At 46.2% G+C, this 26,539-nt stretch carries 22 protein-coding genes; 8 read left to right on the top strand and 14 right to left on the bottom strand.

Annotated features, from left to right (window positions below; genetic code table 11):
- Positions 1 to 61 precede the first annotated feature (61 nt).
- Complete coding sequence (locus BM607_RS08865; protein ID WP_071938633.1) at positions 62 to 823, bottom strand: phosphatase PAP2 family protein; 762 nt, start codon at positions 821 to 823, stop codon at positions 62 to 64.
- A gap of 224 nt (positions 824 to 1,047) precedes the next feature.
- Here BM607_RS08865 and BM607_RS08860 point away from each other — a divergent pair, with 224 nt between their 5' ends.
- Complete coding sequence (locus tag BM607_RS08860; RefSeq protein ID WP_071938634.1) at positions 1,048 to 2,988, top strand: EAL domain-containing protein; 1,941 nt, start codon at positions 1,048 to 1,050, stop codon at positions 2,986 to 2,988.
- Positions 2,989 to 4,464: 1,476 nt separating this feature from the next.
- Here the strand turns inward: BM607_RS08860 and BM607_RS08845 are convergent.
- The 6 genes from BM607_RS08845 to BM607_RS08820 form a co-directional block, all read right to left on the bottom strand.
- Positions 4,465 to 5,295, bottom strand: a complete 831-nt coding sequence (locus BM607_RS08845) for a hypothetical protein (protein ID WP_071938636.1) — start codon at positions 5,293 to 5,295, stop codon at positions 4,465 to 4,467.
- Positions 5,296 to 5,393: 98 nt separating this feature from the next.
- On the bottom strand, positions 5,394 to 6,101 hold the full coding sequence (locus BM607_RS08840) for a LysE family transporter (protein ID WP_011847832.1): 708 nt from the start codon (positions 6,099 to 6,101) through the stop codon (positions 5,394 to 5,396).
- 227 nt (positions 6,102 to 6,328) lie between these two features.
- Complete coding sequence (locus BM607_RS08835; RefSeq protein ID WP_071938637.1) at positions 6,329 to 7,171, bottom strand: AraC family transcriptional regulator; 843 nt, start codon at positions 7,169 to 7,171, stop codon at positions 6,329 to 6,331.
- A 290-nt stretch (positions 7,172 to 7,461) separates the two neighbouring features.
- Positions 7,462 to 8,190 (bottom strand): hypothetical protein, encoded by a 729-nt coding sequence (locus BM607_RS08830; RefSeq protein WP_071938638.1) that lies wholly within the window; start codon positions 8,188 to 8,190, stop codon positions 7,462 to 7,464.
- Between the two features lie 175 nt (positions 8,191 to 8,365).
- On the bottom strand, positions 8,366 to 10,003 hold the full coding sequence (locus tag BM607_RS08825) for an alkaline phosphatase (protein ID WP_006086089.1): 1,638 nt from the start codon (positions 10,001 to 10,003) through the stop codon (positions 8,366 to 8,368).
- Positions 10,004 to 10,043: 40 nt separating this feature from the next.
- A complete protein-coding gene (locus BM607_RS08820) occupies positions 10,044 to 11,540 on the bottom strand; it encodes an alkaline phosphatase (RefSeq protein WP_011847836.1) in 1,497 nt (498 codons plus the stop codon).
- A 306-nt stretch (positions 11,541 to 11,846) separates the two neighbouring features.
- Here BM607_RS08820 and BM607_RS08815 point away from each other — a divergent pair, with 306 nt between their 5' ends.
- Together BM607_RS08815 and BM607_RS08810 are read left to right on the top strand one after the other, a co-directional pair.
- The gene (locus BM607_RS08815; protein WP_071938639.1) at positions 11,847 to 12,662 is read left to right on the top strand and encodes a hypothetical protein; all 816 of its coding nucleotides are present in this window, start codon (positions 11,847 to 11,849) and stop codon (positions 12,660 to 12,662) included.
- Positions 12,663 to 12,993: 331 nt separating this feature from the next.
- On the top strand, positions 12,994 to 14,988 hold the full coding sequence (locus tag BM607_RS08810; protein WP_071938640.1) for a diguanylate cyclase: 1,995 nt from the start codon (positions 12,994 to 12,996) through the stop codon (positions 14,986 to 14,988).
- Between the two features lie 3 nt (positions 14,989 to 14,991).
- On the opposite strand, the gene BM607_RS08805 is transcribed toward BM607_RS08810, so the two are convergent.
- The 3 genes from BM607_RS08805 to BM607_RS21920 form a co-directional block, all read right to left on the bottom strand.
- On the bottom strand, positions 14,992 to 15,954 hold the full coding sequence (locus tag BM607_RS08805) for a hypothetical protein (protein WP_012586745.1): 963 nt from the start codon (positions 15,952 to 15,954) through the stop codon (positions 14,992 to 14,994).
- A gap of 1 nt (position 15,955) precedes the next feature.
- Complete coding sequence (locus BM607_RS08800) at positions 15,956 to 16,342, bottom strand: PadR family transcriptional regulator (RefSeq protein ID WP_006086094.1); 387 nt, start codon at positions 16,340 to 16,342, stop codon at positions 15,956 to 15,958.
- A gap of 503 nt (positions 16,343 to 16,845) precedes the next feature.
- Complete coding sequence (locus BM607_RS21920) at positions 16,846 to 17,067, bottom strand: hypothetical protein (RefSeq protein WP_193377948.1); 222 nt, start codon at positions 17,065 to 17,067, stop codon at positions 16,846 to 16,848.
- 43 nt (positions 17,068 to 17,110) lie between these two features.
- Between BM607_RS21920 and BM607_RS08790 the strand changes: the two genes are divergently transcribed.
- The 3 genes from BM607_RS08790 to BM607_RS08785 all read left to right on the top strand — a co-directional run bounded on the left by BM607_RS08790 (position 17,111) and on the right by BM607_RS08785 (position 18,415).
- Positions 17,111 to 17,788, top strand: coding sequence for an excalibur calcium-binding domain-containing protein (locus BM607_RS08790; protein ID WP_071938641.1), 678 nt, complete (start codon positions 17,111 to 17,113; stop codon positions 17,786 to 17,788).
- A 55-nt stretch (positions 17,789 to 17,843) separates the two neighbouring features.
- Complete coding sequence (locus BM607_RS21915; RefSeq protein WP_006086096.1) at positions 17,844 to 17,993, top strand: hypothetical protein; 150 nt, start codon at positions 17,844 to 17,846, stop codon at positions 17,991 to 17,993.
- A gap of 62 nt (positions 17,994 to 18,055) precedes the next feature.
- Positions 18,056 to 18,415, top strand: coding sequence for a thioredoxin family protein (locus BM607_RS08785; protein ID WP_071938642.1), 360 nt, complete (start codon positions 18,056 to 18,058; stop codon positions 18,413 to 18,415).
- A gap of 111 nt (positions 18,416 to 18,526) precedes the next feature.
- On the opposite strand, the gene BM607_RS08780 is transcribed toward BM607_RS08785, so the two are convergent.
- The gene (locus BM607_RS08780; RefSeq protein ID WP_071938643.1) at positions 18,527 to 20,494 is read right to left on the bottom strand and encodes a M1 family metallopeptidase; all 1,968 of its coding nucleotides are present in this window, start codon (positions 20,492 to 20,494) and stop codon (positions 18,527 to 18,529) included.
- 359 nt (positions 20,495 to 20,853) lie between these two features.
- Positions 20,854 to 22,350, bottom strand: a complete 1,497-nt coding sequence (locus BM607_RS08775) for an ATP-binding cassette domain-containing protein (protein WP_071938644.1) — start codon at positions 22,348 to 22,350, stop codon at positions 20,854 to 20,856.
- A gap of 341 nt (positions 22,351 to 22,691) precedes the next feature.
- Here BM607_RS08775 and BM607_RS08770 point away from each other — a divergent pair, with 341 nt between their 5' ends.
- Complete coding sequence (locus tag BM607_RS08770; protein ID WP_006083102.1) at positions 22,692 to 22,943, top strand: DUF2999 family protein; 252 nt, start codon at positions 22,692 to 22,694, stop codon at positions 22,941 to 22,943.
- Positions 22,944 to 23,117: 174 nt separating this feature from the next.
- On the opposite strand, the gene BM607_RS08765 is transcribed toward BM607_RS08770, so the two are convergent.
- The gene (locus tag BM607_RS08765) at positions 23,118 to 23,504 is read right to left on the bottom strand and encodes a carboxymuconolactone decarboxylase family protein (RefSeq protein ID WP_071938645.1); all 387 of its coding nucleotides are present in this window, start codon (positions 23,502 to 23,504) and stop codon (positions 23,118 to 23,120) included.
- Between the two features lie 369 nt (positions 23,505 to 23,873).
- Here BM607_RS08765 and BM607_RS08760 point away from each other — a divergent pair, with 369 nt between their 5' ends.
- A complete protein-coding gene (locus tag BM607_RS08760; RefSeq protein ID WP_071938782.1) occupies positions 23,874 to 25,235 on the top strand; it encodes a GGDEF domain-containing protein in 1,362 nt (453 codons plus the stop codon).
- A 94-nt stretch (positions 25,236 to 25,329) separates the two neighbouring features.
- On the opposite strand, the gene BM607_RS08755 is transcribed toward BM607_RS08760, so the two are convergent.
- Positions 25,330 to 25,623, bottom strand: a complete 294-nt coding sequence (locus BM607_RS08755; protein WP_063882339.1) for an excalibur calcium-binding domain-containing protein — start codon at positions 25,621 to 25,623, stop codon at positions 25,330 to 25,332.
- Positions 25,624 to 26,539: the final 916 nt, after the last annotated feature.

Raw genomic sequence — 26,539 nt, 5'->3', positions numbered from 1 at the left:
CTGAGCCCAATTGGACTCAGTGTTTAAGTTAATCGCATAGGTTAGTCAGTTTCACAGTCCGCTATTTTTGTGTTAATCCAGCAGTGGATTTAACATTGACTCTTTGGCTAACATCGGCCAATTTAGCTTTTTTTAACCCTGATGGGCGAAGGAAAAAACCATAGTAAAGTAGACTCGCCGACGTCCATGCAATAGCTAAACTCCATAAATCATGGCTCAAGAAATGGGCACCGCGTAACTCTTGGCCGATACCGAACACTAGGCCTAAACTCACCCCGAAAATCAAACCAAACTTAGCTAAATGCGGACGATACTCACGCAACACGTAATACAAGGCAACCCAAGCAAACCCACCGCTAGCATGGCCGCCAGGGAAACATTGACCAAATTCAGCGCCTTCAGGTAAACGGGCAAACAGGGATGAATGCAGCATACGGCCGCCAAACTCAATCACATCCCATGGGCAGGTCATATGGGTAAAACTCTTGCCAATACGTACCAGCAAAACACTCGCCAATACGCTACAAAATAGATAAATCAACCCTTTACGGTACGGCTTAACCCTGTCACTTCGAAAACTAAAGGCAATGCCGACTACAACGCTCACCGCCAGCAAGATAACAAAGTTACGCCCAGCAACGTGCAATACATTTTCGGTCAGCCAATGGCCTCTTAATGGCCAAGAGTCGACACCACCCTGCCAATGAAATAACAAAGTCGCCACTTTCATATCAGCGTGAGTCCATTCAAGCCCAAAGATGATCACCGCAAACACTAAAAGTGGCGCGATTAGATGCCCTTTGGCAAAATCGATAAATGTCATCCTAACATTACCTTTCAAATAGTTACTCACTCATAAATCCAATGACTAGAATATCTTGCGTTAGGGTAGCGCTGAATTCTTATCTAAAACTTAAGAAATGCAATTGCGCTGACGTTAACACAAAATTTACATCGCAATACAACTAAATTTATTCAAAAAACTCACAACATGAGTAAAAAGACTATAGTTTATAAATAATATCGCGCCTCTAGGACTGAGCATTCATGCCATACAATTTCGCCATTAATCAGTCTCAAAAAGATCGTTTATTCGCCGACATTGCTATCGACACAGACAAAATCGTTGTTCCCCAAGTCATGGTTGATAACTGGCAACAAACCTTAGATTTGCTCTCTGAATTGGTCGACACTCCCGCGGCTTTAATCATGCGTGTCCATCAAACCGATATAGAAGTCTTTACCTCGAGTCGCACTCAAGGGAATCCCTATAAAAAACACGACAAAGACAGTTTAGGCCACGGACTTTACTGCGAGACAGTGATAAGAGGAGGCAAGGAACTCCACATTCCGAATGCCCTAAAAGATAAAGACTGGGATAAAAATCCGGATATAAAACTCGGCATGATTGCCTACTGTGGCTTACCTTTACGCTGGCCCGATAACAGCGCCTTTGGCACTATCTGCATGCTCGATAGCAAAGAGCATAATTACAGCCAATCGTTTCGCAGCTTACTCGCTCGTTTTCAAAATGGTATAGAAGCCAACCTCGTCACCCTCTATCAACAGGCAAAGCTGCAACTGCACAACCAAGAGTTAGAGCAAAAAGTGCAACAACGCACCCATGAACTGGCCGAACTCAGTAGCAAACTCATCAAAGAAATCGAAAATCGGACCTCCACCGAAACCTCACTGGAATACCATAAAAGCTATGATCCACTGACGGGATTACCGAATCGCATCAATTTGATTAATAGCCTTTCGACCATGCTCGAAGAAGTGAATCGCAAGGAAAAGATTTCAGTACTCTATCTGGGGCTGCGTAATTTCAAATCCATCAATGACAGTTATGGCTATCTGATTGGCGATAAAATTCTCACCATTCTCAGCCAACGTTTACAACACTATGCCGATGAAAATACCTTCATCGCCCGTATTGCCGGCGCCGAGTTTGTGATTATTCAAGCCCATAAACCTTCGAACAACGAAACCAACAAACTCATCAATAAAGTGCTTAGCTGCTGTAATACCCCCTTTGGCGTGGCGGATTTTGTGATCACCATTCCATCGAGCATGGGTATAGCTCAAGCGCCCATCGATGGCATAGATGCCGCCATTCTGCTGCAAAAAGCGGGGGCTGCGATGACGATCAGCAAAGCCGATGGCTCAACTCACAGCTTCTTTAATCAAGATACTCAAGCGGCTTTGAATCTACGCTATCAACTGGAATCTCACTTAGTCGATGCATTGAACAAAAACGAGTTAAGCCTTCATTACCAACCCTTTATTAACTTAAAAACTCAAAAAGTGATAGGTGCCGAAGCCCTGCTGCGCTGGCACAACCCGATTCTTGGCAATGTCGCCCCAGACAGATTTATCGCCTTGGCAGAACGTAATGGACAGATTATTGATATCGGTAATTTTGTATTGCATACCGCGCTAGCTCAGGCGGCGCAATGGTGTCGCGAGCTAGACCAGGAGTTTAAAATCGCCATCAATATCTCCCCTTTGCAAATGCGCAATCCCCGTTTTAGCGAGCACATAGCTGACTTACTCACCCTCTATCAATTGCCACCGACCGCCCTAGAGCTTGAAATCACCGAAGGCATGTTGATGCAGGACGAGCACATTGCCCACAATGCCATCCAAAAGCTGCAGGAACTCGGGATCCGCATCTCCTTAGATGACTTTGGTACTGGCTATTCATCCCTAAGTTATCTACAAAAATACTCTTTCGACACCTTAAAAATCGATCGCTGCTTTATCAATAAACTCGAAGAAAACGAACAAGATAGGGAGCTCACCAAAGCGATTATTGCCATAGGCAAGAAACTGAACTTAGTCGTGATCGCCGAAGGCGTGGAAACCCTAGAACAAGATGCCTTTATTCGTCACGAGGAATGCGACTTAGGCCAAGGCTACCTCTACGGTAAACCCATCACCGCACAAGAGTTTGAGCCGGAATTTATCCATAAAAAAGAGCATTAAGTTCATCCTTAATGCTCTTTTTATCTCAGGAATAAAAATCGACTGCACAATGCTGCGTGAATAGTCATTTCCACAGAATGTTATAACTCACATTGGGATAGATATGTGTTGAAGACTAATGTTTGGGACCAGTAATTTTAGTCGTTAGCAGTTTAGCGTTTGCTGGTATCCACTCATATAGGTTTGCCATGGTATTTGCTCGTCGACTCGCAGCCAGTCCGTCCTTGGATGCTCGACCACCCCGTCCATGGGGCGGACGGTCGTCTCGCTAATCACCATGCCTCACCTTTTTGGCATTAGCGTAACCTGTAGGTTTAAAAGCCTTACGCAGCACGCTTTGGGACAATTCCGAGTTAGACTTTTAGCTCGAATTAGTGAGTTTCGAATTTAAATATCTATGTATAACAAACTGTTAATAGGGAAATGGTGTTTGGCTATAATTTTGGAACATAGAGATAAAAGCCAAACAGTATTTGTCCCTGTTGAACAGCTTGTATGTTACCGCTTCTTGATTACGTTACCGTATCTATCTCTCCAACCTTCAATTTCAGGCGTTGAGAGCAAATATGCGTGAAAAGTGATAATACCATGTGTTTTTCGAATAGTTTCAGCCCACCAAATACCCACAATAAAACCGAGACCTGATGCTCCGTACACAATGTTCAATGCCGTATTGAATTCGAAAAAATAAAAGCTAAATAAACTGGGCATGCAAAATAATGCTGTTGCCGAAAGAATTATTTGGAAATACAACCAAGCGAATATAAGCCAAGCTGTTAAATGTAGGTAGCCCTCAAGTGGCTTCATTATGATTAATTTTAGATACTTCATGCAATTCCATTTGGTAACATAACGTCTTAGTATTTATGCGCTGCGCTGTTTGCAGGGCATAAATCGCTTGTTCACTAAATCTCAAATATGGCCGCTGCCACATTCGTGTCAATGGGTATAAATGATGCTATAGGAACTTGCTTTTTTGCGGTAGCGGTTTTTTATACAGTTTGATGGGTAATCACTTGATATCGTTTTAGCGTTCTCATTTTTAGCGCTTATTTTTTGCTGATGAATCGCTATCTAACGACTCAAAACGCCAAGGAATACACCTCCCCTCGGAGTTGCCGCAGGGCGAATAGACAAATTGCGTGAGTTCGGTCATGGATGACCGACTAGCTTTCGCAGGTGCAGGGACGCATCCTTCGGAAGCGATAGCAAATTTGGCNNNNAGCACAAGGGGCTTTCAACTCCGTTGGGGGCGTCTTGGAGCATCCAAGGAGGATAGGACGAGCAGTCCTCCTTGGTCGGGTGTGGGGTGAAGCCCCACGACTTTGATTTTGATTTTGATTAAAGCATTCAAACTACGAAACACACTTTGGGGCAACAGCTTCTAGCTAAAGGAGTCGTTAGGATTATTAAAGCAGCGACCATCAACGGATAGTCGCTGCTTTACATCTCACTCATAGGGATATGGAAACGAGACTAGTCAGCTTTGATGACGGCTTGTTTTAGTATTTCTTCATCATTCTTATATACCACTAGCTCGCCTGGAGGGCTATCGCTGGTGCCTAAGACGGTGACATAACAATGATACTGGTATGGGCCGCTGCGAAATTGGAATGAATGATTACCACCACTACCGTCGAATACGAGTTTGCCTTTATTCAGCACTAGATCTGGCTTTTCGCTCAATGGCTTACCCTTTGCCCAAGCGGCATAACGGTATTGATCATTCCCCATATTATCGACACGAATCGTAAACTTAGCGGTTTCCCAAGTTAATTCTGGGCTCACAAACTCACTCACGCTCGCATGTAATCTCGTTTTTTGCTTAGCGATCAGCTCAGCTTTCAATTTTGCCTCTGCGGGTGTTTGGTAGTTAATGGCTATAATCTTGCCATCTAAATCCAGCCACACTTCACCGCTACCGAGCATAATGCCCCGCCACCCCATAATCTGCCAATCAGCGTCGACCTTAGAATTGGCAATCTGCTCAAGCAGTTGTGAATCGAATACTTGGTTGAAACGTGCAACCATTTCCTGAGTATTTTGAATCGCAAGGATCGGATATTCACGTTTAAGTGGGTAAGCCACACGCTTAGCAATGGCTTCTGGATCGTTCGCCTTAGCCGCATCGATAAGCCCTTGCACCAGAGGAATATATTCCTTTGGCAATGCCTCATCGGCGGCATTCACTGTGCTACTCAACCCCATAGCACCAAATATCAACACGGCATAACACGCGATTTGCATTAGTTTAGCTTGACCGAAAACAGCTAATTTTATTGCCTTTAGTGGTGAGGCGAGTGACATCTTTATCCCTTACATCCAAACGTCTCTACTGAGACCAAAGGCCAAGAATAACATAAATGCACAGGACTAAAACCTAAGCTGATTGACGCTACGCCTGACTAAGCCGTCAGCAACAGGTTAGCGTAAATAGCCAGCGCGACCGACATAAAGATGACACCAATAATTGCATCGATAATCGGTGTCAGTCGCTGCAATTTAAGTTGCACCTGCGCCTTAGATAACATCACAGCCAAAAAGCCAAACCATGCCAGCGACAGCGATAACAACAAGATAGCGGAAGCGATTTTAGTGCTAGTGGTAACGCTTGGGGTAATCAAGGCCGAAAACAGCGTTAAGAAAAACACCAATGCTTTGGGATTCAATAGATTGGTATAAAGCCCAGTCAAAAAACCTTGCTTCTGTGACATAGTGCCACCTAAGCCACCAGCAATAGACGCCGCACCTTCAACGTCAGCAGAAATAGCATCAACATTTGTCCCAGCATTTGTACTGGCACTCGCTTTACGTTTAGCCAGTATCGCAAGGCCTGCACGCAGGGCACCAAAACCCATCCAAGCTAGGTAAGACGCACCCACAATTTGCACTAATAGATACAGAGTGTGTGAACTCTTAATAAGCAGACTCACGCCAGTCAGACTTAAAATCGTGTGGGCTAAAATGGCGATTGAAATCCCCACTGCGGCGGCAATCGCCGTGCTTCGCGACTGCTGAGTCGCAATCTTCACCATAATAGCGAAATCGGGTCCGGGGCTGATCAAGGCAACCGAGTGGATCACGGCCAAGGTGAGTAATAAAGATAAATCCATAGAGATGCGGCTCCGCAAAAAAGGTGATGAACGATAACTGAGGCTGCCAGTATGGCCATTTGTCGCAGGGCTGAATTGTAATAAATTGCACTATTCTGTTTTATTCGAATCAGTGTTTTTGAACCAGTGACTTTAGAGGCAACCGTTTTCGAAATAACGGTTTCAAAGCAACGACTTTAAAAGCTGCAATCTTCAACTCTACAGCAATAGTCGAAAGACGGGAAAAACTAGAGCATACGTCGCTGAAATTGCACTGGCGATAATAGGAATGCCTGCTTAAAGGCTTTATTTAAATGGCTCTGGTCGAAAAATCCGAATTGCTGCGCCACATCCGCCACTAGAGCGCCATGGCTTAAGGATTTTTTCGCCAACTCTAAACGCACCCGCTTGAGATAAGCATGGGGTGTCATCCCTGTCGCCTGCTTAAATTGCCTTAAAAACTGAAACTTACTTAAGCTCACTTCATTGGCTAAGGTTTCAAGCTGAGTATTATGCCAAGGCTCATCGTGAATTCGCTGTTTCACTAAACTTACCTGTAACTTAGATAACCCCTGCGGTTGATTCGGTTTGGATATGCAAGATGAAACGCCGCTTGGGTAACGCTCCAGCAGCAGATGAATAAAGTTCAGTAGGTGGGACTCGCCCGCGAGCGCACTGCATTGGCCTTGGATTAATAGTTCGTGTAGCTGAATAAAATATTGATAAAGCGTTGGGTCATCCACCATGGGCGCGCTGAAAAAGTGCTCCTTCAACCCCAGTTCTTGGCTGACTTCATTCATGTATTCCACGGGGATCGACATGACTTTCACCCGATAACCGTCGGCATCGCGGCTCTGGCCATCGTGGGTTTCGTCAGGATTTAAGGTCGATAGACTGTGCTGACCAAGCTGATAACTGCTGCCCTTATTCACAAACTGCTGCGCACCTTGGGTGACTACACCTAAGTGATAATCCAGATGTACATGTTTATCAAAACTGAAATGCGTGAATTCCGCCTGACTCAGTTCTATGCCTGATAAGCTGGGATGACGCCAATAGTTAATATTTTCAACGGGTATTACTGTACTCATCGCTCGCGGCTATTACCTATAACATCAGTTTTAACACTGGGAGAACTCAAATCCACTAGGGTTCATTCTAGCCTTCATTGTCAGCGCGGCAATAGTAAATTATTGCAGCCACAGGGTTTGATGGAATGTGCGCTTGGATTCACGCATAAATTGGCGTTTTCATTAGCGCCGAAGACAAACAAAAACGCCCAACTCTTTGGGCGCTTATAAATACGGACTGGCTTACGTTATAAGTTTTACTCAGCGCTAAGCTCGTCAGTATCACTTAAACTTAATATCAATTAAATCGATTAATGCGAATGGCTGCCGTGTCCGCCTTGGGCTTCAATCGATTGGCCTTCGCTGTTGTAAAAACCGCTGCCGCCGTGTTCGATAAAGCCTTGGTTGATCATCTTAGCGATAAAAGGATCAGACTCACTGTCGCCGACATCGGCAAAATCAATATCTTGATAATCTTGGGTTAATACCACAAACGCATCGCTATCAAATGGCTCTACGTCCACCAGCTTGTACGCTAGATTCGGTTGAGATTGACCTAAGATAAACTCAGATGGCAGGCCAATAGCATCAATCCAAACAAGCTCACTCTCTAAACCGTTAACCTTACCTTCAAAGCCTTGAGTCGCAAAACACGCCTCTTGCTTAGCTTGTGTCTTGGTCATGTGGGTCGGCAATGCTGGCGATACGACATGGTACAACTGGTCGCGATCGTGCTGAATGTTGAGTGCGCGCAAATCACCTTTACGGTAAGTCACAGAACGTTTTTCAGCGGGGAAATAACGCACGTACTCGCCATTGCTCGACCATTCTTCAAATGTTGATCCATCACGCTGAATAATAAAGTCTTGTCCATTACGGATGAGGGTCATTTGCCATTGCTGGCCCTTGCCATTGGTCACTTGATATTGAGCCTTTAAATGCTCGGCTTGTAGCGTTGGACACTGAGCCTCTTGCGCTGCCATAGCAACACTTGGCAGAACTAAGCTGGATAACATTAGAGCCAATAGACGGTTTTTCATTAGACTTCTCACTTGCTGAACAGGGTAAACACTTAAGCTTTTGTAAACGCTTTGGTATGTTAAATCGTTAGGCTAAAGGCCGAAGGATGACGTATGCCATCCATCGGCACTGCTTTTACTTAACTATTTCTTACTGCACTATTTCTTACTTCACTATGCAGAAACTAAGCGGGTCTTACTTAACGGCAGCCGCTTCAGCTTTAGCCACTAAATTTGCCGCGCGGTTCATCACGTGGAAAATGTGGTTCTGCTCAACCGTACCTTGGATAAGATCCGAACTTGGGCCGCGGGCGAAAATCGCTACGTCTTCCCCAGCATGGGTCTCATCGCTTAATGGCACTAGGGCTTCTTGGTGGAATCCTGCGCTTTGAGTATCAACAAAGTTCAAGTCCTTACGGCCTGCGTCCACTGGGAAGTTGTAACGCTCATCGCCACCTGTCGCTAATGACGCATAGCCCATGCCGTTAGCGTAACCGACTGTGGTATATGGTAAACCGTTAGCATCGGTAGAGTTAGTCACTTCAGCAACGCCGTTGGCGTCGTTCGACTTCACTAAACCTAGGATAGGGTTACCGCGAGTTGGATAACCTGCAATGGTGAACACATGGCTGTGATCCGCTGTAACCATTAACAAGGTATCGTTTGCCGAGGTTTTTTCCATCGCCACACGCACCGCTTCAGAAAGCGCAACTGTGTCATACAGCGCACGCGCCGCATTACCTGCATGGTGAGCGTGGTCGATACGGCCAGCTTCAACAATCAGCACGAAGCCTTTTGAGTTTTTCTTCAGAATATCAATCGACTTAGCCGTCATTTCCGCCAGTGATGGCTCGCCAGTCACGCCCGCTTCCTTACGATCGTAGTCGTATTCCATGTGCGATGAGTTGAATAGGCCAAGCAAATGATCTGTGCTTGCCGCATCCACACTGAGGAAACCGTCCCTGTCTTGCACGTAAGCGGCGTTAGTGTATTTGGTCATCCACTCAGCAGTGAGATCGCGACCATCGTTACGCTTACCGGCTTTACCTTCTGGATCAACGGTCGTCTTAGGAATAAAGGCGCGGCGACCGCCACCCATCATCACGTTAAGACCGCTGCCGTAGTTAAAGTCGAGCATTTGCGCGGCGATATCTTTACAGCCGTTAGTCACAGCTTCAGCTGGCAGGTTTGAATCGGCTTCCCAATCACGCTCCGGCACATGGGCGTAAGTCGCCGCAGGAGTTGCGTGGGTTAAACGCGCAGTCGTTACCACACCCGTTGCCATTCCCGCCATTGCGGCAAGCTCAAGTGATGTCACGAGATTTTGATCTTTAGTCGAAGCACAGTTAGCACGAACTACGCCTTCAGCTTGTGAAATCACGCCCACGTCGGTTTTTACACCTGTCATCATCGCTGACATAGTGCCTGCAGAATCCGGCGTTTGGCCGTCGACGTTATAGGTTTTAGAAAGACCCACATAAGGCAGAGTTTCGAAAGATAACGAGTTTTCTTCACCCGTTTTGCCTTTTAGCTGGCCTTCTAAAATACGTGCGGCAGTAATGGTCGATACGCCCATACCGTCACCCACAAACAGGATCACGTTTTTCGCGGCGCCAACATCATTGTTAACCGTTAAGCCTTCGGCTTTAGTCACGCGAGCTTGTGCATCGACATACCACTGATTAACAGCAGTCCAATCTTTGCCATTGCTACCGTTAGACCCATTTGATCCATTGCTACCCGGTGTTCCCGCGGTACCGTTATCACCATCGCTACCGCATGCGGCTAAACCCAGCATGGCTGAAATCGCGACTACTAGTAATTTCTTATTCATTTTTTGCTCCAAAAGTGAGGACTCAGTAACTAATCCGTGATTAGTACTTAGTGCCGCCAAGCTGCTGCGCTTGGTTGATAATGTGGAAGATCACGTTCTGCTCAATCACGCCCTGAACCAGATTCGAACCTGGACCTCTGGCATGTAAGCTGATGTCTTCACCGGCGTGAGTCTCACTTTCCATTGGGATAAGCGCTTGTTGCATAAAATCTTTATCTTGCGTATCGACTGAGGTTAAGTCGTCACGCACACCCACCACAGCACCAGGGCCGTTGGTATAAGCCAGCGTGGTGTAAGGCTTGTTGTCATTCGCTGTCGCTAACGTGCCATCGACGTTATGCACTAAACCTAAGATAGGGTTACCGCGTTTTGGATAGCCTGCGATAGTGAACACATGGCTGTGGTCCGCTGTTACCATGATCAAAGTATCATCGCTGCTCGTTGCATCCATTGCCGCTTTCACTGCATTAGATAATTCAACCGCATCTGTCAACGCGCGGCTTGCGTTGCCCGCATGGTGACCATGGTCGATACGGCCAGATTCAACGATCAGCAAGTAGCCTTTGTCGTTCTTCTTCAAAATATCGAGGGATTTAGCGGTCATTTCAGTTAGTGATGGCTCACCACCGACGTCATCAGCGCGGTCTGCTTCGTATTCCATGTGTGATGGATTAAATAGGCCGAGTAAGTGATCTGTGTTGGCAGCATCAATGGCGTCGAAGCCTTTTTTGTCCCACACGTAAGCAGATTTGCTGAAATTATCGACCCAAGCTTTGGTTAAGTCTTTACCGTCTTTACGTTTACCAGCTTTGTTCTCGCCATCTTTCACTGTTGTGGGTAGGAAGTAGCTACGGCCGCCACCTAATGCCACAGTTAACGAATTAGCTTCATCGCGCATTACCAATTGGCTGGCGATGTCGGTACAACCGTTCGCAACCGCTTCGGCAGGTAAGTTGAAATCGCCTTCCCAATCGCGCTCAGGGGTTTTGGCATAGGTTGCCGCTGGCGTAGCATGCGTTAAACGCGCCGTAGTGACTATGCCTGTTGATAATCCTTTAGCATTAGCAAGGTCGACCAGTGAAACAAGTTCATTGCCTTTTGAAGACAAACAGTTACCACGTAAGCTGGTATCTGAAATAGAGATAATACCCGCCTTGGTTTTAACGCCTGTCGCCATGGCCGTCATAGTGCCCGCAGAATCTGGCGTTTGTTGGTTAGTGTTATAGGTTTTCACTAACGCCGTGTGGGGGAACTGTTCGAAACTTAAGAAGTTTTCTTCGCCGCCTTGGTTGTCAGCTTTATCCTGCCCTTGCAGAATTCGGGCTGCCGTTAGCGTCGAAATACTCATGCCGTCACCGACAAATAAAATCACATTTTTAGCGGTTTTTTTAGTGTCGACTTGGGCTTTAGCCACCACGTTTGCCGCACTGTCTTTAAACCACTGGCTGTCTGTTTGTGTTGCTGGCAGGACTGCAGCATGGGCTACAACCGTCATTAAGCTGCAGGAGATAGCTGCAGCGATCCGTTTAATATTCATCACGTTCATCACGTTCATCACCGATTTATTATTGAGTGTATGAGGGTATTCCCTGTAGAGGCGACCCGATTTTCAGGCATTTATGTGACGAATAGGCGTGATTTGGATGGCGGTTTTATTGCAGCTAAGTGTCAGATTTATTTCAACTAACAATATGCCAGACGTTAAGTTTGACCACCAGCAGATCACGTTTTAATGTCCTATTGATGTGAGCTCATGGAAACGAATGATTAAACTTGAATAAAAATGAACCCATTTATCAGGCTAGCTATACTCTAGTTAACTCAACACGGTTAGGGACTGGTTATGCAGCGACGGAGCAATATGCGCATTTGGAGTGTGTTGATAGGTCTATTCTTTTGTATCTCTGTTCATGCGACCAGTAAATCCACAGCAGAAACCACAGCGACACTTGCTGATAAACCTATCATTACCATGGCGTTTTATGAGGACCCAAAACACAACTTCTACTTTAAATGGGCTGAACTGATTTACACCCAAGCCTTTGAACGCTTAGGTTATGGCTTCTCCTATCAAGTGGTTCCCGCTGCCCGCGCCAGTATGATGGCGGACTCAGGAAAAGTGGATGGTGAACCGGGGCGTGTATTTCATTATGGCGAAAAATTTACCAACCTCATTCGCATCGAGGAACCGGTTGTTGATACCCATTTAATTGCCTTCGCACACAATCCCAAAATCAAGATTACTAACTGGCAAGCACTGCAAAAGAGTCGATATAAGATCGAATACTATCGAGGCGTGTTCCTCGCAGAACAAAAGCTAAAGGGACTCATTCCAGAGGAGCGCCTGACTGAATCCTCATCCCCTGTGAGCTCTTTTCGTAAAATGCTCCGCAACCGAATTGATATCTATATTGATACAGAGGCAAGCTCATTGGATCTATTACAAACCCCAGAGTTTCAAGGTAGCGAGATCATCGCGATTGCCACCCTAGAAGAACTCACTAGCTATGGTTACCTGAATAAACGTCACGCGGCACTCGCCGTAAATCTTGCTCGGGAGCTAAAACAGATGAAGCAAGAAGGCATATTTGAAACCTATAAACAGCAGGCGCGAAAATCGCTTAATGATGCAATGAATAATGGCGATACCCCACAATAACGCAATTGGCATCGCCAATCTTGTTTCAATTATTTCATTGACTTAATTTCAAAGCGTTTTAGTGTTATCTAAAGTATGTCGCTGACATATATGGCTTAACTGACAGTACATTACTTAACTGGCAATACATTAATTAACTGACAGTGGATTGCTCAACGAAGAGGCTGACCCACAACCAAGCAGTACTTTGATTTAGCATGTGGAACAATCAATCTAAGGAACAGATGAACAACAAAATAACCTTCAAAAATAGCAGGCAAATTGATTCACTCCTTCTCCTTAAGCTGCCCACTCTAGAGTGGCGCCACTGTATTGGTTGTGGAGCGTAAGGATGGGGACTCAGTTCGCGCGCACATTAGCTATTTTACGGCAACGAACTCGCTCAACCGTTGCTAAGGTTCTGTTGATCATCAGCATGTTTATCGGGATCTGCATCGCCCTCGTCGCACTTGTGTATATTCAAGGCAATATATTTGATGGTGTACGCACCTATGTCCGCGGTGAAGGCTTATGGGCCAAGGCGCAAAAAGATGCGGTACTTTATCTCACCCATTACTCTTACACTCAAAATGATGTGGACTTTCAGCATTATCGTGCAGCGACTAGCGTCATGGAAGGTGATCATCAAGCTAGGCAAGCCCTACTCGCAACGCCAATCGATGAACAGGCCGCCAAACTGGGTTTTATTCAGGGCCTCAATGACGAACGGGATACCGACTCACTGATCTGGTTCTTCCGTCACTTTCAATCCAATTCCTATATGCGGCAAGCGATTCAGCTGTGGGGCTTAGCCGATCAACGCTTCGAGTTTGTAATGCAACTCGCCGAGAATATGCGTATTGAAATCAATCAACTTGGTGGCAGACCCGAAATCCTCGCGCAATACCGCCAGCAATTGATTGATGTAAATGAAGAATTACTCAGCCTAGAAATTGAATTTTCAGCTGTGCTCAGTGAAGGCGCACGTTGGGTAAAGCAAATGACCTGGTTGATTAGCCTTGGCGCCCTACTGCTGTTTATCAGTATTGGGATATTCGCCAGTCGGCAGATCATTCGTAACATCGCCAAGTCTGAACGGCAGTTACTGATCAGTGAATCTCGCTTCACTAGCCTGAAAAACTCCGACACCATAGGGATTATTTCATGGCAGCTCGATGGCACCCTCCATGATGCTAATGATCATTTCCTCAAGATGCTCAATTTTGACCGCGCGGATTTGACCTCAGGCTTAATCAACTGGCGCTCAATTACCCCACCAGAATATGAAACACGAGATGCCATTGCGATTGCAGAGTTAGAACAGTTTGGCCACTGCCAACAATATGAAAAACAACTTATCAGCAAGAGTGGTGCCTTAGTGCCTGTGATGTTAGCGGCCAGTTTTTTAAATGGCAGCAAATGTGAAGGCGTGGCTTACTTTATGGATCTCACCGCCAGTAAACAGGCCGAAGATAAACTCAGGCTCGCGGCAACCGTGTTTAATGCCAGCACCGACGGCATAATGATCACCGATCCCCTGCTGAGTATTATTTCTATCAATCAAGCCTTTACTCATATAACTGGCTTTACCCAGCAGGATTTGCACGGCGATGCCAACCACTTCCTCAATGACGGGCACAATAGTGATGACGCCCGCCAAGCCATGCTAAATCTGCTTCAACAGGGCGAGCAATGGCAGGGGGAATTACTCAAACAAGTTAAATCGGGCGACTTACTGCCGCTCAGTGTGCGCATCAATACAGTGCGCAATGAGCATGACCGTCTGACTCATTTTGTCATTGTGATTACCGACATTGCCGAACGCAAGGCAGAGGAGGAATATCTGCGTCATATCGCCCATCACGATGCCCTGACTAACCTGCCTAATCGTGTGTTATTCCACACTAAACTTGAACAAGCCATAGTGCACGCTCAAAGGTCTGATGATATTTTTGCAATCCTTTTCTTAGACTTAGATAACTTTAAGCCAGTGAATGACCAGTTTGGTCACGATGTGGGAGATAAACTATTACAGGAAGTCGCGAAACGGCTTTCATCTGGGATTCGCCAAATGGATACCATCACTCGCCTCGGAGGCGATGAGTTTGTGATCCTGCTAGAACACCTTGCCAATACACACAGAATCGGCCAACTGATCCCTCAGATAAGCCAAGCTATTTGCGCGCCTTACACTATCAATGGTCATCAAATCCATATCGGTGTCAGCGTCGGTTTGGCGATTTATCCAGAAAACGGCACAGATGCAAAAAGCCTGATCAATCATGCTGATCAGGCCATGTATTCGATGAAAAAAGCCAATAAGACTCACCTGCAAAGCCTAGGTTAAGCCTTACTGGCTGGCGAGTTTACGCCAACGTAATCCATCACGAATCACCTCATACCCAGGGAACATAGCGGCAATCACTAGACTATAACTGAGCCATTTATCTAGCTGCAGTAACGTAAATATCCCCTGTAATTCGGTTCCTTGGCTCTGTACTTGGGTTTGTAATAGTGGCGAACTAAATGCCAGAAAGACTAAGAACGAGGCATAAGCAAGATTGATCCCCATATTCGCCAGTAACAATTCAGTGGTCCACACTCTGCGGCGTAACTGCCACAGACTATTGCCCATAGACAGCAAAATAATAGGGCTAAACCATTGCAGTAATTGCTGAGCATTGGCGCTAAAAATTACAGTACGTGCAGCTAATTGCTCGCTACTCATCCACACAGAACACCAGATCACGAGCAAGAGGAAGAGATACGTCGCCAGATCAGCAAACACATCGCTTAAACTAATATGCTGCCAACCGGGGCCGACCTTTGGCAAATTCTGCGGCTGCCATTTTTGGCAATTACTGCCAGATAGCGGTTTTCCTTGAGCCGAAAAGCTCCAAAAAGACAAGCCAATTGCAGTAAAGGCAAGACAAGCATCGCCGATAAAACCTTTGGCAATATGATGGATAAATCCGAATAGGTTCCCCTCTGCCGAGCCCAGCCATTGAGTCGTGCCACCCACCACCTGCAGCACAAACAAGACACCAAGCACCATGAAAAGTGTATGTTTAAAAAGCGGAATATCCTCAGAGGCAATAATAGGCACTGCCGGTACAAATTGCTGCGCGACCTTACAGGGATGACCCATTTGCTTTAATACATCGGCAATTTGCGATTCGGTCAATTCACCTTGTTCAGATAAGGCATCCAATTGGTCGCAGATATTGGCTTTTAATTCACGACCAATTTCCTGACGTTTGTTCTCGGGCAATTCACGCTGCACCGCGGCGATATAGCGATCGACTAATTCCATATCAAATCTCCTCTGCGCTCTCGTCTGAGCGGTTAATATCAGAGCCATTAGTGTCAGCGCTTTGCTCCAGCAAAAAAGCCAAGGCGCCATTAAGTTGCTGCCATTCATCGGTAAGTTGACTGAGTAACTCAGCCCCCAATGACGACAATTGGTAATAACGACGCTCACGCCCTTCGGCCTGTCGCCACTCACTATCCAACAATCCTTGATCGGCTAGGCGGCGCACTAAGGGATACAGAGTCCCCTCATCAATATCGATACCGCCTTCCTGCAACTGTTTGCGGAGCGAATAACCGTAATGGGGTTGTTTTAATAATCCCAGTACTGCCAACACTAATACCCCACGACGCAACTCGAGTCGCATTTTGACTAGCTGTGAACTTGTCATAGTCGAATTCCTATCCTGAACACTGTGTCACACACACTGTGCGCCACACAGCAAATACTATGTATCACACAGTAAGATTGCAAGCTTTAATGTTGTTTTTTTGTACGCTTAAGTAAATGGAAAAACAAAAGAACAACAATTGAAGTGCTTTTAAGATGATGCAGTTTGCAAAAAATAATACTTTTTAGTAACTTAGTTATCGATCGTTAAAAATCAAATCTAATGATCTATGTACTCACGGATGAAACCTCATCGATATTCAACAGGATATTAATGAGAAAAATACAGGACCTCTGCCTTCCAGCTCATCCATTAAAAATTATTTCATATTTACTCAAAAACTATCTAACGCGATGAACTTGTTAATCGCTGTATTCAACAGATTAGAAATAAATAAAAAGGTATAAAGTGAATCAATCAAAAACGTTAATAGACTCTGAGGAAGGCGTGTTCAAGCGTCTTATCACAGGTAAATTTGGCTTAGTTGACACCTTTTGGGGCGTTTATTTTGCTGTAAGCATACTTTTTAATATCGTTTTAAATGCTATAGAAGATATCAATACGCTTATTGCGCTTAATATATTGAATTCATCATATCTAATCTTTGCATGTATTTGCGTCTGGAAAGCAGCCAATCTTTTCCAAGGGAAAAAGTATTGGTCAATTCTCGCTAAAGTCATCGTTTTAATTTCTTTAATATCCAACATAATAATTGTCATCTCCATGATCATTTACTTCTTCACTCACTAACAATTAAGGACATAGAAAATGCTCATGGATAGAGGCGTGCTGGTACGCTGGAACGATGAAAAGGGATTTGGCTTTATTCAGCCTGAAAAAAACGCAGCCCAAGATGTGTTTATTCACATTTCAGTGCTGAAAAAGATGGCGAGAAAACCCATAGTGGGCGACAGCATTCTGTTTCAAACTGAAGTGCAAAATGACGGCAAAAGAAAAGCGGTTATCGCCTCGATTGAAGGCGTCGCTGTGGTAGCGGCAAGCTCAGCGCCACGCACCGATTCCCACTCTCATGTCCAATCACGCAATGAAAACTTCAACTTCAATAACAAAAACAAAGACAAAGACAAAGACAAAGCCCATTACCATAACCCACGAAAATCGTCCTTTAATACGATAATCCCGCTGCTAATAATCGTTGCCATCGTTATCTTTGGCTTTAAACAATACCAAGAATTTAATGAAGCTCCTGCAATCGATGAAGTACCAGTCCTCACGAATGAGGACATTCAAAGAATGCCCATGTATGAATCTAAAGTGAGAACTCAAACACCTGCAACGCCAAGATTCCAATGTGAAGCGGGTAAAACCCATTGCAGCCACATGAGTTCCTGTGCTGAGGCGACTTTCTACATCCAACATTGCCCCAATACTCAAATGGATGGTGACAATGATGGCATTCCCTGCGAGCGCCAGTGGTGCAGTTAGCGATACGACATATGTAAAGTTACGCGTGTAACCTTAAGCCTGAGCAGGTAGTAAAATGATAAGTAATCTAAAACAATGGCGAGATAGCCTGACAGGCATACAGCAAACCGGAGTGATTGCTGCCAGTATCGGGCTTCTCATGCTTGGCTTATTCTACCTTGGTCAATTTATCGGTAGTAGCGTGGTAAAAATGGGCTGGCTTTAACCCTAAAAACACGCAAACTAGCCCATGAATTCATACCCATAGCAACTTCTAAATGGCAACGCATGCACTCTGATATCATCATGCACATTGATTCACCTGAGATGCTTGAGTCCATGTTAACCGAGCACGCAGCGGTGCTGTTGTTATTTGGCGCGCCAAACTGCGGTGTGTGCCAAACGCTCAAACCGAGAATTGCTGAAATGTTAGCGCAAGCGTTCCCGCTGATGCAGATGGCCTATATCGATTGCCAAGCCCAAGCTGTGATAGCGGCGAGCCACAATGTATTTACTCTGCCAGTGGTGGAATGTGTGTTCTATGGCAAAACCTTCGGACGGTTTTCTAAGGTATTTTCGTTAGCGGATATTCGAGGGGCGCTTGCCCGCCCCTATGGTTTACTCCCAAAAGCACCTGTAAGCGATTAGCACATATCAAGTATCGGAAGTTAAAAACTCATTTCAGTGGCAAACTTTTGCACTTTGCAGCAACAAAAAAGCGCCACTAGGGGGCTTTCGGGATTTTCAACACTAAACCAATTACAAGGTCAGGCTATTATTGCTGCGGTCGGCGTCGGGTAATTTATGCTCGGGATCCAGTGTCGCCATCTTCACAGGTTTAGTCACAGGTAAGACAATCGTTGGCGAAACACGGTGCATCCAGGTTTCAACCGGAATACGAAAATCTTCACTCGTCCCGTCAACATATTGCAAACGCAGCGTGGCTGGCATGACCAACTTTTGTTTACTGGTCAAACTGATAGCTGTACCTTTACCATGTTTGTCATCAACGGCCTTAACGCCTGTGACTGCCATATCCAACTGCCAATTGTTGAGATACCAACCACGCCACCACCATGCGAGGTCTTCACCTGCGGCGCTTTCCATAAAGCGGAAAAAATCCGATGGCGTAGGATGCTTAAACGCCCAAGTAGCAATGTATTCTTTAAATGCGGGATCGAATCTATCTGGCCCTAGAATCTGCTCACGCAGCAAGACCAGTCCTAAGGCACCTTTAAAGTAACTCACTGAATGGCGATAGGTTTCAGCAACCGCTTCCGAGGGTGCCATCAGAGTTGGCGCTTCTGCATCGGCCAACACAGACAAGATTTCATCCACAGGATTGCCGCCCTTAGGCGCATATTCGCTGTCGCGTTTAGGTGCAAACTCGCCTTGATTGAAAGCATCCGAGGCATACACATCGATAAAGGTATTAAACCCTTCGTCCATAAAGGCGTGGCGACGTTCGTCTGAGCCCACAATCATAGGGAACCAGTTGTGGCCGAGTTCATGGGCGGTGATCCAAAACAGCAGATCGTCCTTATCGTCCATGCCATCAAACACTATGCCGGGATATTCCATGCCAGCGCCCTGACCGCCGAGGTTGACCGCTGCAGGCCAAGGATAGGGATACCATTGGGAAAAATGCTCGATATTGGCTTTCACATACTCAGTGGCGCGATCCCACTTATTCGAGCCCACACCTTCGGCGGGATAGGCGGACATCGCCAGCGACGTTTTGCCATTGGGTAGATTAATCCGCGCCGCATCAATTACAAACGCGGGCGATGCCGCAAAGGCCACATCGCGAGTGTGCTCCATACGGAAATGCCAATCTAAGGTTTTGCTCGCACTTGGGCGACTGTCGGTTTTAGCAAGATCCTCTACAGTACGGATATAGACAGTTTTATCACTTTGCTTGGCCGCGGCGAATCTCTGCTGCTCGGTTTTGGTTAGCACATCCTTAGGATTCACTAACTCGCCAGAACCCACCACCCAATAGTTACCCGGCACTGTGACCGTGTAATCTATGGTGCCGTATTCCAAGTAAAACTCAGAACCTATGTAGGGATTGTTGTTCCAACCATGGAGATCGTCATATACCGCCATGCGTGGAAACCACTGGGCGATTTCAAAAATCTTGCCATTAGTCGACGGCGTGACTGAAGTACGGCCGCCCCAAGTGCCGGGAACTTGATAGCTATAATCGATTTGCAGTTGTAGCTTGCCGCCGTTCGCCGCCAGAGGCTCGGCCAAGTCCACCCGCATGCGGGTATCATCGATTAAGAATTTAGCATCATAGCGTTTACCGCCAATCAACACTGTGACCTTATCGAATTGATATCCATCGGTAAATTGACCACGACGCCATTCTGACGCCACAGTACTGCGGGAATCCTTGCGGTACATGTTTTGATCTAACTGCACCCACAGCGTTGGCAAGGCATCGGGACTGTTATTGGTATAAGTGATGACTTCTTTGCTGCTTAACTTATCGTTTTGCGTATCGATAGTGGCGTGCAAACTGTAATCAACGCGATTTTGCCAAAACATCGCACCGGGCTTGCCCGCACCATTACGCAGTGCCGTCGCGGGATAAGGTAACGACAGCGGCGCAAACAAGGTTTGTGGATCAAAGTGTGAAGGTGCGGGGGTGCTGGGCGCCGCGACAGCAAGCGCCGAGCAGCCAGCCCACAGGATGGCAGTTGCCCTGAGCCAATGAGGCATAGTGGAGATTCCTTTATTATTTTTAGATGGATGCACACAACAGCAGTAGCGCTTTAGACTGACGCTAAACATGGACTATACGATATCAACTCAAGCCAAATGAGGCAGCCCTTAAAATGCCTTTGAGCGCCGAGGAATTGTTACAAAGGGTGTGCTGTACGGGTTACCGCGAGTGAAATAGCAAGCTTGTGACAGCTCGCTTGTAATAAAAGCTCAATGGGATGGCAGGCCTCAGGCTTTTCATCCCAGCTTTGCATAACAACACTTCCATCACCGATTTACATTACACGCTCAGCAAACAGCTAAGTAGCCGTGACTCGCCAGCGGTTGCTGATGCTTGCTTGCTTATTAAGACTGGCTCAATCCTTGGACTCGCTATCACTCACCTGCACCGAATAACCGTCGCCCTGCTTAATAAAATCCACAAAATGATGGATAGCGGGCAACGCATCTTCCCTATGGTGCGACACGTACAGCAATTGGCTCAGATGATGCTCGGCTATCATCTCCAACGCCCGCATCACTAAGGTGCGATTGATAAAATCTAAGCCCTGATACGGCTCATCTAAAATCAGTAATAAGGGCTGTTTAATCAAGGCGCGACCAATAAGCAATAACCGCTGCTGACCATAATCGAGCTTCTTAAAGCTGGTGCTCGCCAGCCCTGTCATGTGCAAAATGGCTAACCATTCCTTCGCCAAATCCAGCTGAAGTTTAGTGGGTTTATGGTACAGACCAATAGAGTCAAAAAAGCCCGAAAGCAGCACATCTAATGCCGAGCAACTGACGCGATACTGTAAGTGCAGCGCCGACGATACTATGCCAATCCGTTGTTTAATCTGCCAAATACTCTCGCCGCTTCCGCGTGGACGGCCAAAGAGCGTGATGTCATTGCTATAGCATTGGGGATGGTCGCCTAAAATCAGCCCTAGCAAAGTGCTTTTGCCGCAGCCATTTGGGCCGCGAACTTGCCAATGTTGCCCCGCCTCGATGCGCCAATTCACGCCACTGAAAATCAGCCCACTGACATATTCCACTTTGCCATTTTTAATCTCGACCAGAGGATCAAACGCCTCGGCGTTGTGTCTTTGCCGCTCCATCAAGGCCAAGAGTTCATCACTACGCTGCGCCGATAACGCATTCAGCTGCGCCATCACAGGATGATTATGCCATTGCTCAATTGACATCGACGGGCTGAGTTTGTGCACACTCTGCCCCGATTTGAGCATCTCGCCATTAAACAGCGCCACATGGCTGATACACGGCGGCAATTCTTCTTGGCGCGAGGTGATGATCAGCAACTGAGTATGCTCAGCCACTTCACTCAGCAGCTCAGATAAACTCGCCTGATGTTCAACATCGAGGCCAGCATAAGGGTCATCTAAGATCAGCAATTGCGGTAACATTGCCAGCGCACGCGCCAGCATGACTCGGCGCGTTTCGCCCGTGGATAACTGCCGAAAACCACGCAGGCGCAGCGGCTCAAGCCCAACCTTTTGTAATAGTGGCGCGAGTTGTGCGGCATCTTGGCAACATTCCAACACTAAGGATTCGACATTCGAACCGTAATCCAATTCGTCTTTTTCTAACTCTCGCTCCAGCAACGCTTGCTGCAACCCAAGTGACACCCAGCCGATACGTTGCGGCAGGCCAGCAATCGTCCCTTCATCGGGCTGAATATCACCGGTTAATATTCGCCCGAGCAAGGAACCACAATAGCTGTCGGTCGCGAAAATCGCCCAATGTTCAGCGGGATGCAGTTGCCACTCATCGACGACCAGCACCTGATTATCACGCCCATACCGCAACTGTTTAACCACAATACTTTTGTCTTGGTTCGCGACAACATCAAGCATAACCACAGTTCCTTTCTATTTTTAAGGGATGATAAAAGCGGCATGGCGCAGCTCCGCACTATCTAATGCAACAAATATCCACGGCCATAATATCTAGAGCCCCAATATCCAATGCAACGGCTCAAGATGCACGATGCACGACAGTCGCTCAGGTTTTTATCGGCAGATTTGGGGGAATACGTCACCAGAGTAAAGCTTATTGGGGATAAAATCTAATGCGCTTAATGGCATAGGCAAGGCGTGGCAAAATCCAACGGGTACAGCATGTGTGAGGCAACCACTCTGGCAGAACTGTGATAAAATCGGCACCTGTTTAACTTTCATATCAACAAGGTAATGCAATGAATCCCATTATTGCCATCTTAAAAGAACACAACGTCAGTGACGCTAAGATCCAAGAACTGTTTCAAACATTAACCGAAAATCCATTAATGGCGATGGGTACGCTCGGTCAATTAGGCATCCCAGCCGAAAAATTACAACAACTGCTGGGACTAGTGATGCAGAAACCGGCCTTGATCAAAGAAGCCGTACTTGAACTCGGTTTGGATTTCTCAAAAGTAGAAGCCGCAAAAGCCCAGTTACAAAAATAAGCGCAGACTGTTCAAGTTTGTAGCCATCATGCGCTAGGGGAATACGCGTAACTCAGCTCCCCTAGCGAATGTTAAAACCACTAAACCGCAAAGTAACTAAACCCCACAGCAACTAAACCCCAAAGCAACTAAACCCCAAAGCCATTGACGCTCAAAATAATAGTACCAAGTGAACTAACTTTTTTGCGCCTGCCACTCCTCAAGCGCCTCTTTTGCCGCTCGAAAAGCTTCAATCCCCGCAGGCATACCGCAGTAAACGGTGCAATGCAGTAAGACTTCTTGGATCTCTTCAACTGAGCAGCCATTGTTTAGCGCGCCTCGCACATGGCCCTTTAACTCAGTCGGTGCCTTTAATGCCGCCAGCGTTGCAATAGTAATCAAACTGCGCGTTTGCCTTGAAATGGCATCACGCACCCAAACCTCACCCCAGCAATTCGCCGTAACTAAATCTTGCAACGGCTGAGTAAAATCCGTCGCACTACTGAGCGCCTTGTCCACATAGCTATCGCCCATCACAGCACGACGCACCTTAAGCCCCTTCTCGTATTGCTCATCGTTCATCGATGCCCCCCTCTTTGTATATGATTAAGCTATGTGATTAGACCTATTGAACCGCCGCCAAAGACGCAGCCCAGCAAAAACATAACATAGGATGTACAAATGAGCAGGATTTAAAAATCGCATTCCCTCAGCGTGATAGCCAAATAATAGGAGGATTGAGTTTTGGGCCTAGAAAGCTTAAAAACCGAACCTAAATCATCAGTAAAAGATACGACCATGGTCATTTTTGTGGCCTTGTTAAAGAATCAAAAAATAGGCTTATAGTTAAACAAGAGCAGGCTTATAGAACCAGCTTCACCGCGTTTACTCTGGTCAAAACGCCGATAACTTTCTATAGTGACAAGAAATATTATAAAGCAGTGAGTGGTTGTGCCAGACATTTATCCTTTTTTATCGCAGCGCCCCCATAAACATGCGGCGGTGATTGTCGCACTCTTACTGCTAACATCAGCTCTTGTGATCTCTCCTTTTATTTCAATACCTTTACCTGATATTGCCCCATTTTTACCTGTGTACGGCACCGCAGTAGTACTACTCGAAAGTATTACCGCGTATTTATTGCTGTCGCAGTTTGCCAGTAATAGGCAGGTTTTCGCAGGTTTTGTCGCCAGTGCGTATTTGTTTCTTATCCCCTTAGTCACTGTTCAGCTTTTGGTGTTTCCTGGAGTCTTTGCCCCCAAGGGGTTACTCAATGCCGGAGCACAAAGTGCAGTTTGGATCTGGGTCTTCTGGCATGCATCGTTTCCAACCTTAATCCTGCTGGCTTTGATGGCTCAACAGAAGTTAACAACACAGCAAGTTGCGCCGATGCAACTGAAATATTGGCTGTGGGGTTTTGTATTAATTCCTGTGTTGTGCAGTTTAGCACTAGCTTTGTTTGCAACATGGGGTAGCCATTGGTTACCAATCCTGATCGCTAAAAATAGCTATAAACAGTTATTACACAGCCCTTATGCATTACTCGTATGGGGACTAAACGCACTGGCTTTAGTCTGCATGATACGGCGCGCCCGCAGTAACAATGTGCTCTATACATGGCTGAGTGTGGCGCTGCTGGCCAGCCTGATTGATGTCACGTTAACCTTATTCGCTGGCGCCCGCTTTAGTCTAGGTTGGTACGCCGCAAGGATTAGCAGTTCAGTCTCTTCTATGGTCTTACTCTGCGCCTTACTATGGGAAGTCAACAGACTGTATGTCGCAACCCAAAGGGCGAATGAGTCGCTGTACCAGCAGAGTGTCAAAGACACCTTAACAGGCTTATTTAACCGCCGTTATCTAGAATCTCAGCTGGCAATACACATAGACCATGCGAAAAGGCATAAAGAGCCACTGTGCTTGTTAGTGCTCGATGTCGATCACTTTAAAGCCTTTAACGACCAGCATGGCCATTTGGCTGGGGACGACTGCCTAGTGGCCGTCGCAAAACAACTGGAGCAGAGTTTATATAGACCCGCAGATTTCATCGCCCGTTATGGTGGTGAAGAGTTTGTCGTAGTATTGCCGCATACCGATGCGAAAGACGGCATGCAGATAGCAGAACGATTGCGGCTAAACGTCAGCGCAGAAAAGATTGAATATCAAGGTCAGTTACTTAGCGTCACAATCAGTATAGGTTGTGCAGTATTGCGGCACAGTGAAGAGACCGCCCAAAGCTTACTGATTGCAGCCGATAGCGCCTTATATCAAGCTAAAGCCGCTGGCCGAAATTGCGTAAAAGTCGCGGTTGACTAACCAGACATAACTCACCCATAGACATACTCATCAGCTCAGCCATTCGATTAACCGCGCTTAATTAAATGGTTGCTCAGTCATAAAAGGCAGGTGACTACCAGCGGGAATCATTTTCACAGGGCTCACCATCATGGTCGCCATCCATCTTTGTATTGGGGCAGTATTTAACGAAAAACTCCGCCTCTGCACGTGAGGTCATTTGGCTGCAATACTGACGACCATCACACCTGAAATTATTAGACATTATCGCCGCAGCCTCCTTCGCTTTATCAATAGCCTGACTATCGATAATCGGCTCTTGTGCAGCCTCGTAGGACTCATACTCCGCCTTGCCGTAATAATGCCAAACACCGTAGCCAATGAGCGCTAATAACAATATCCGTTTCACCTGACATCCCTCATTATTTTTGTTTTACAGTATGCGATCTTAAACCAGTTAGCTCAATACTGCTTATTATAGCTACAGACCCTTGTGATTGACGTGCCTGCGGAGTTAATACGTCGTTCATCATTGAGTTTTAGTGTTGTATGGATTAAATACTGGCAGTTTGCATCACTGTCGATGGATTCCAACTGTATAAAAGTAGGTAGCTTATTTGGTTTATATTCAAGGAGTAAAGGTTCGATACCAAATTCATTACGTAACCACAGCAAAAAAATGTCGTAGCTGTCATCAAACTTAAGTTGCCGCTCAATGCGTTCTTGCTAAATCCCATCCTTAATTTTCACCTCTCCGATTTTTGGATCTGGGGCATTACAGCCATACACCGAACTAAATATCAGCAATATCACAAGCAAGCATTTCAACATCGAGTAACTTTAATGGTTCAAACAAACAGTTTAAAAAGCCAAAGCGGCATACTAACAATAAATGCAGAAAAAGAGAGCGACGATACCACAGAGGTCGAAAATTGATCCTTATCTTCCCCCTTTGGCTCGGCCAAGAGGCACTAGATGAAATGGCATGAGCGAGACATGGCTGCCCAAAAAGATATGCCTCTCCTCGATTTCCCGATTTCTTTCTCAGAAAGAAATGTGTCTGTCCTCGCTTTCGATCATATCAAAGGTCGGCAGACTATTTTGCTGCTCGTTTGCGGCTTAACAGCCAAAGTAAATCAAGATCGTGGTGCTTCACCCCACACCCGACCAAGGAGGACTGCTCGTCCTATCCTCCTTGGATTCTCCAAGACGCCCCTAGCGAAGTTACATGCTTTAGTTACTGGTCTCATACTCCAATAAAAATTGCCTAACGGCTCAGATGGGACATCCCTGTCCCCCCGAGCCTGCGCCATCATCCATGATGT

Source organism: Shewanella sp. SACH, assembly GCF_001887095.2.
Lineage (GTDB): Bacteria > Pseudomonadota > Gammaproteobacteria > Enterobacterales > Shewanellaceae > Shewanella > Shewanella baltica.
Note: the sequence above shows the minus strand (reverse complement) of the source record. Positions and strands in the feature narration are given on the sequence as shown.

Bases quoted from the DNA above. Each gene is read 5' to 3' on its own strand.
- BM607_RS08790 (WP_071938641.1), top strand. From the start codon at position 17,111: ATGCTCATGGATAGAGGCGTGCTGGTACGCTGGAACGATGAAAAGGGA.
- BM607_RS08865 (WP_071938633.1), bottom strand. From the start codon at position 823: ATGACATTTATCGATTTTGCCAAAGGGCATCTAATCGCGCCACTTTTA.
- BM607_RS08845 (WP_071938636.1), bottom strand. From the start codon at position 5,295: ATGTCACTCGCCTCACCACTAAAGGCAATAAAATTAGCTGTTTTCGGT.
- BM607_RS08800 (WP_006086094.1), bottom strand. From the start codon at position 16,342: ATGACAAGTTCACAGCTAGTCAAAATGCGACTCGAGTTGCGTCGTGGG.
- BM607_RS08770 (WP_006083102.1), top strand. From the start codon at position 22,692: ATGAATCCCATTATTGCCATCTTAAAAGAACACAACGTCAGTGACGCT.
- BM607_RS08840 (WP_011847832.1), bottom strand. From the start codon at position 6,101: ATGGATTTATCTTTATTACTCACCTTGGCCGTGATCCACTCGGTTGCC.
- BM607_RS08785 (WP_071938642.1), top strand. From the start codon at position 18,056: ATGCACTCTGATATCATCATGCACATTGATTCACCTGAGATGCTTGAG.
- BM607_RS08830 (WP_071938638.1), bottom strand. From the start codon at position 8,190: ATGAAAAACCGTCTATTGGCTCTAATGTTATCCAGCTTAGTTCTGCCA.
- BM607_RS08805 (WP_012586745.1), bottom strand. From the start codon at position 15,954: ATGGAATTAGTCGATCGCTATATCGCCGCGGTGCAGCGTGAATTGCCC.
- BM607_RS08825 (WP_006086089.1), bottom strand. From the start codon at position 10,003: ATGAATAAGAAATTACTAGTAGTCGCGATTTCAGCCATGCTGGGTTTA.
- BM607_RS21915 (WP_006086096.1), top strand. From the start codon at position 17,844: ATGATAAGTAATCTAAAACAATGGCGAGATAGCCTGACAGGCATACAG.
- BM607_RS21920 (WP_193377948.1), bottom strand. From the start codon at position 17,067: ATGGAGATGACAATTATTATGTTGGATATTAAAGAAATTAAAACGATG.
- BM607_RS08820 (WP_011847836.1), bottom strand. From the start codon at position 11,540: ATGAATATTAAACGGATCGCTGCAGCTATCTCCTGCAGCTTAATGACG.
- BM607_RS08780 (WP_071938643.1), bottom strand. From the start codon at position 20,494: ATGCCTCATTGGCTCAGGGCAACTGCCATCCTGTGGGCTGGCTGCTCG.
- BM607_RS08835 (WP_071938637.1), bottom strand. From the start codon at position 7,171: ATGAGTACAGTAATACCCGTTGAAAATATTAACTATTGGCGTCATCCC.
- BM607_RS08775 (WP_071938644.1), bottom strand. From the start codon at position 22,350: ATGCTTGATGTTGTCGCGAACCAAGACAAAAGTATTGTGGTTAAACAG.
- BM607_RS08810 (WP_071938640.1), top strand. From the start codon at position 12,994: ATGGGGACTCAGTTCGCGCGCACATTAGCTATTTTACGGCAACGAACT.
- BM607_RS08860 (WP_071938634.1), top strand. From the start codon at position 1,048: ATGCCATACAATTTCGCCATTAATCAGTCTCAAAAAGATCGTTTATTC.
- BM607_RS08765 (WP_071938645.1), bottom strand. From the start codon at position 23,504: ATGAACGATGAGCAATACGAGAAGGGGCTTAAGGTGCGTCGTGCTGTG.
- BM607_RS08815 (WP_071938639.1), top strand. From the start codon at position 11,847: ATGCAGCGACGGAGCAATATGCGCATTTGGAGTGTGTTGATAGGTCTA.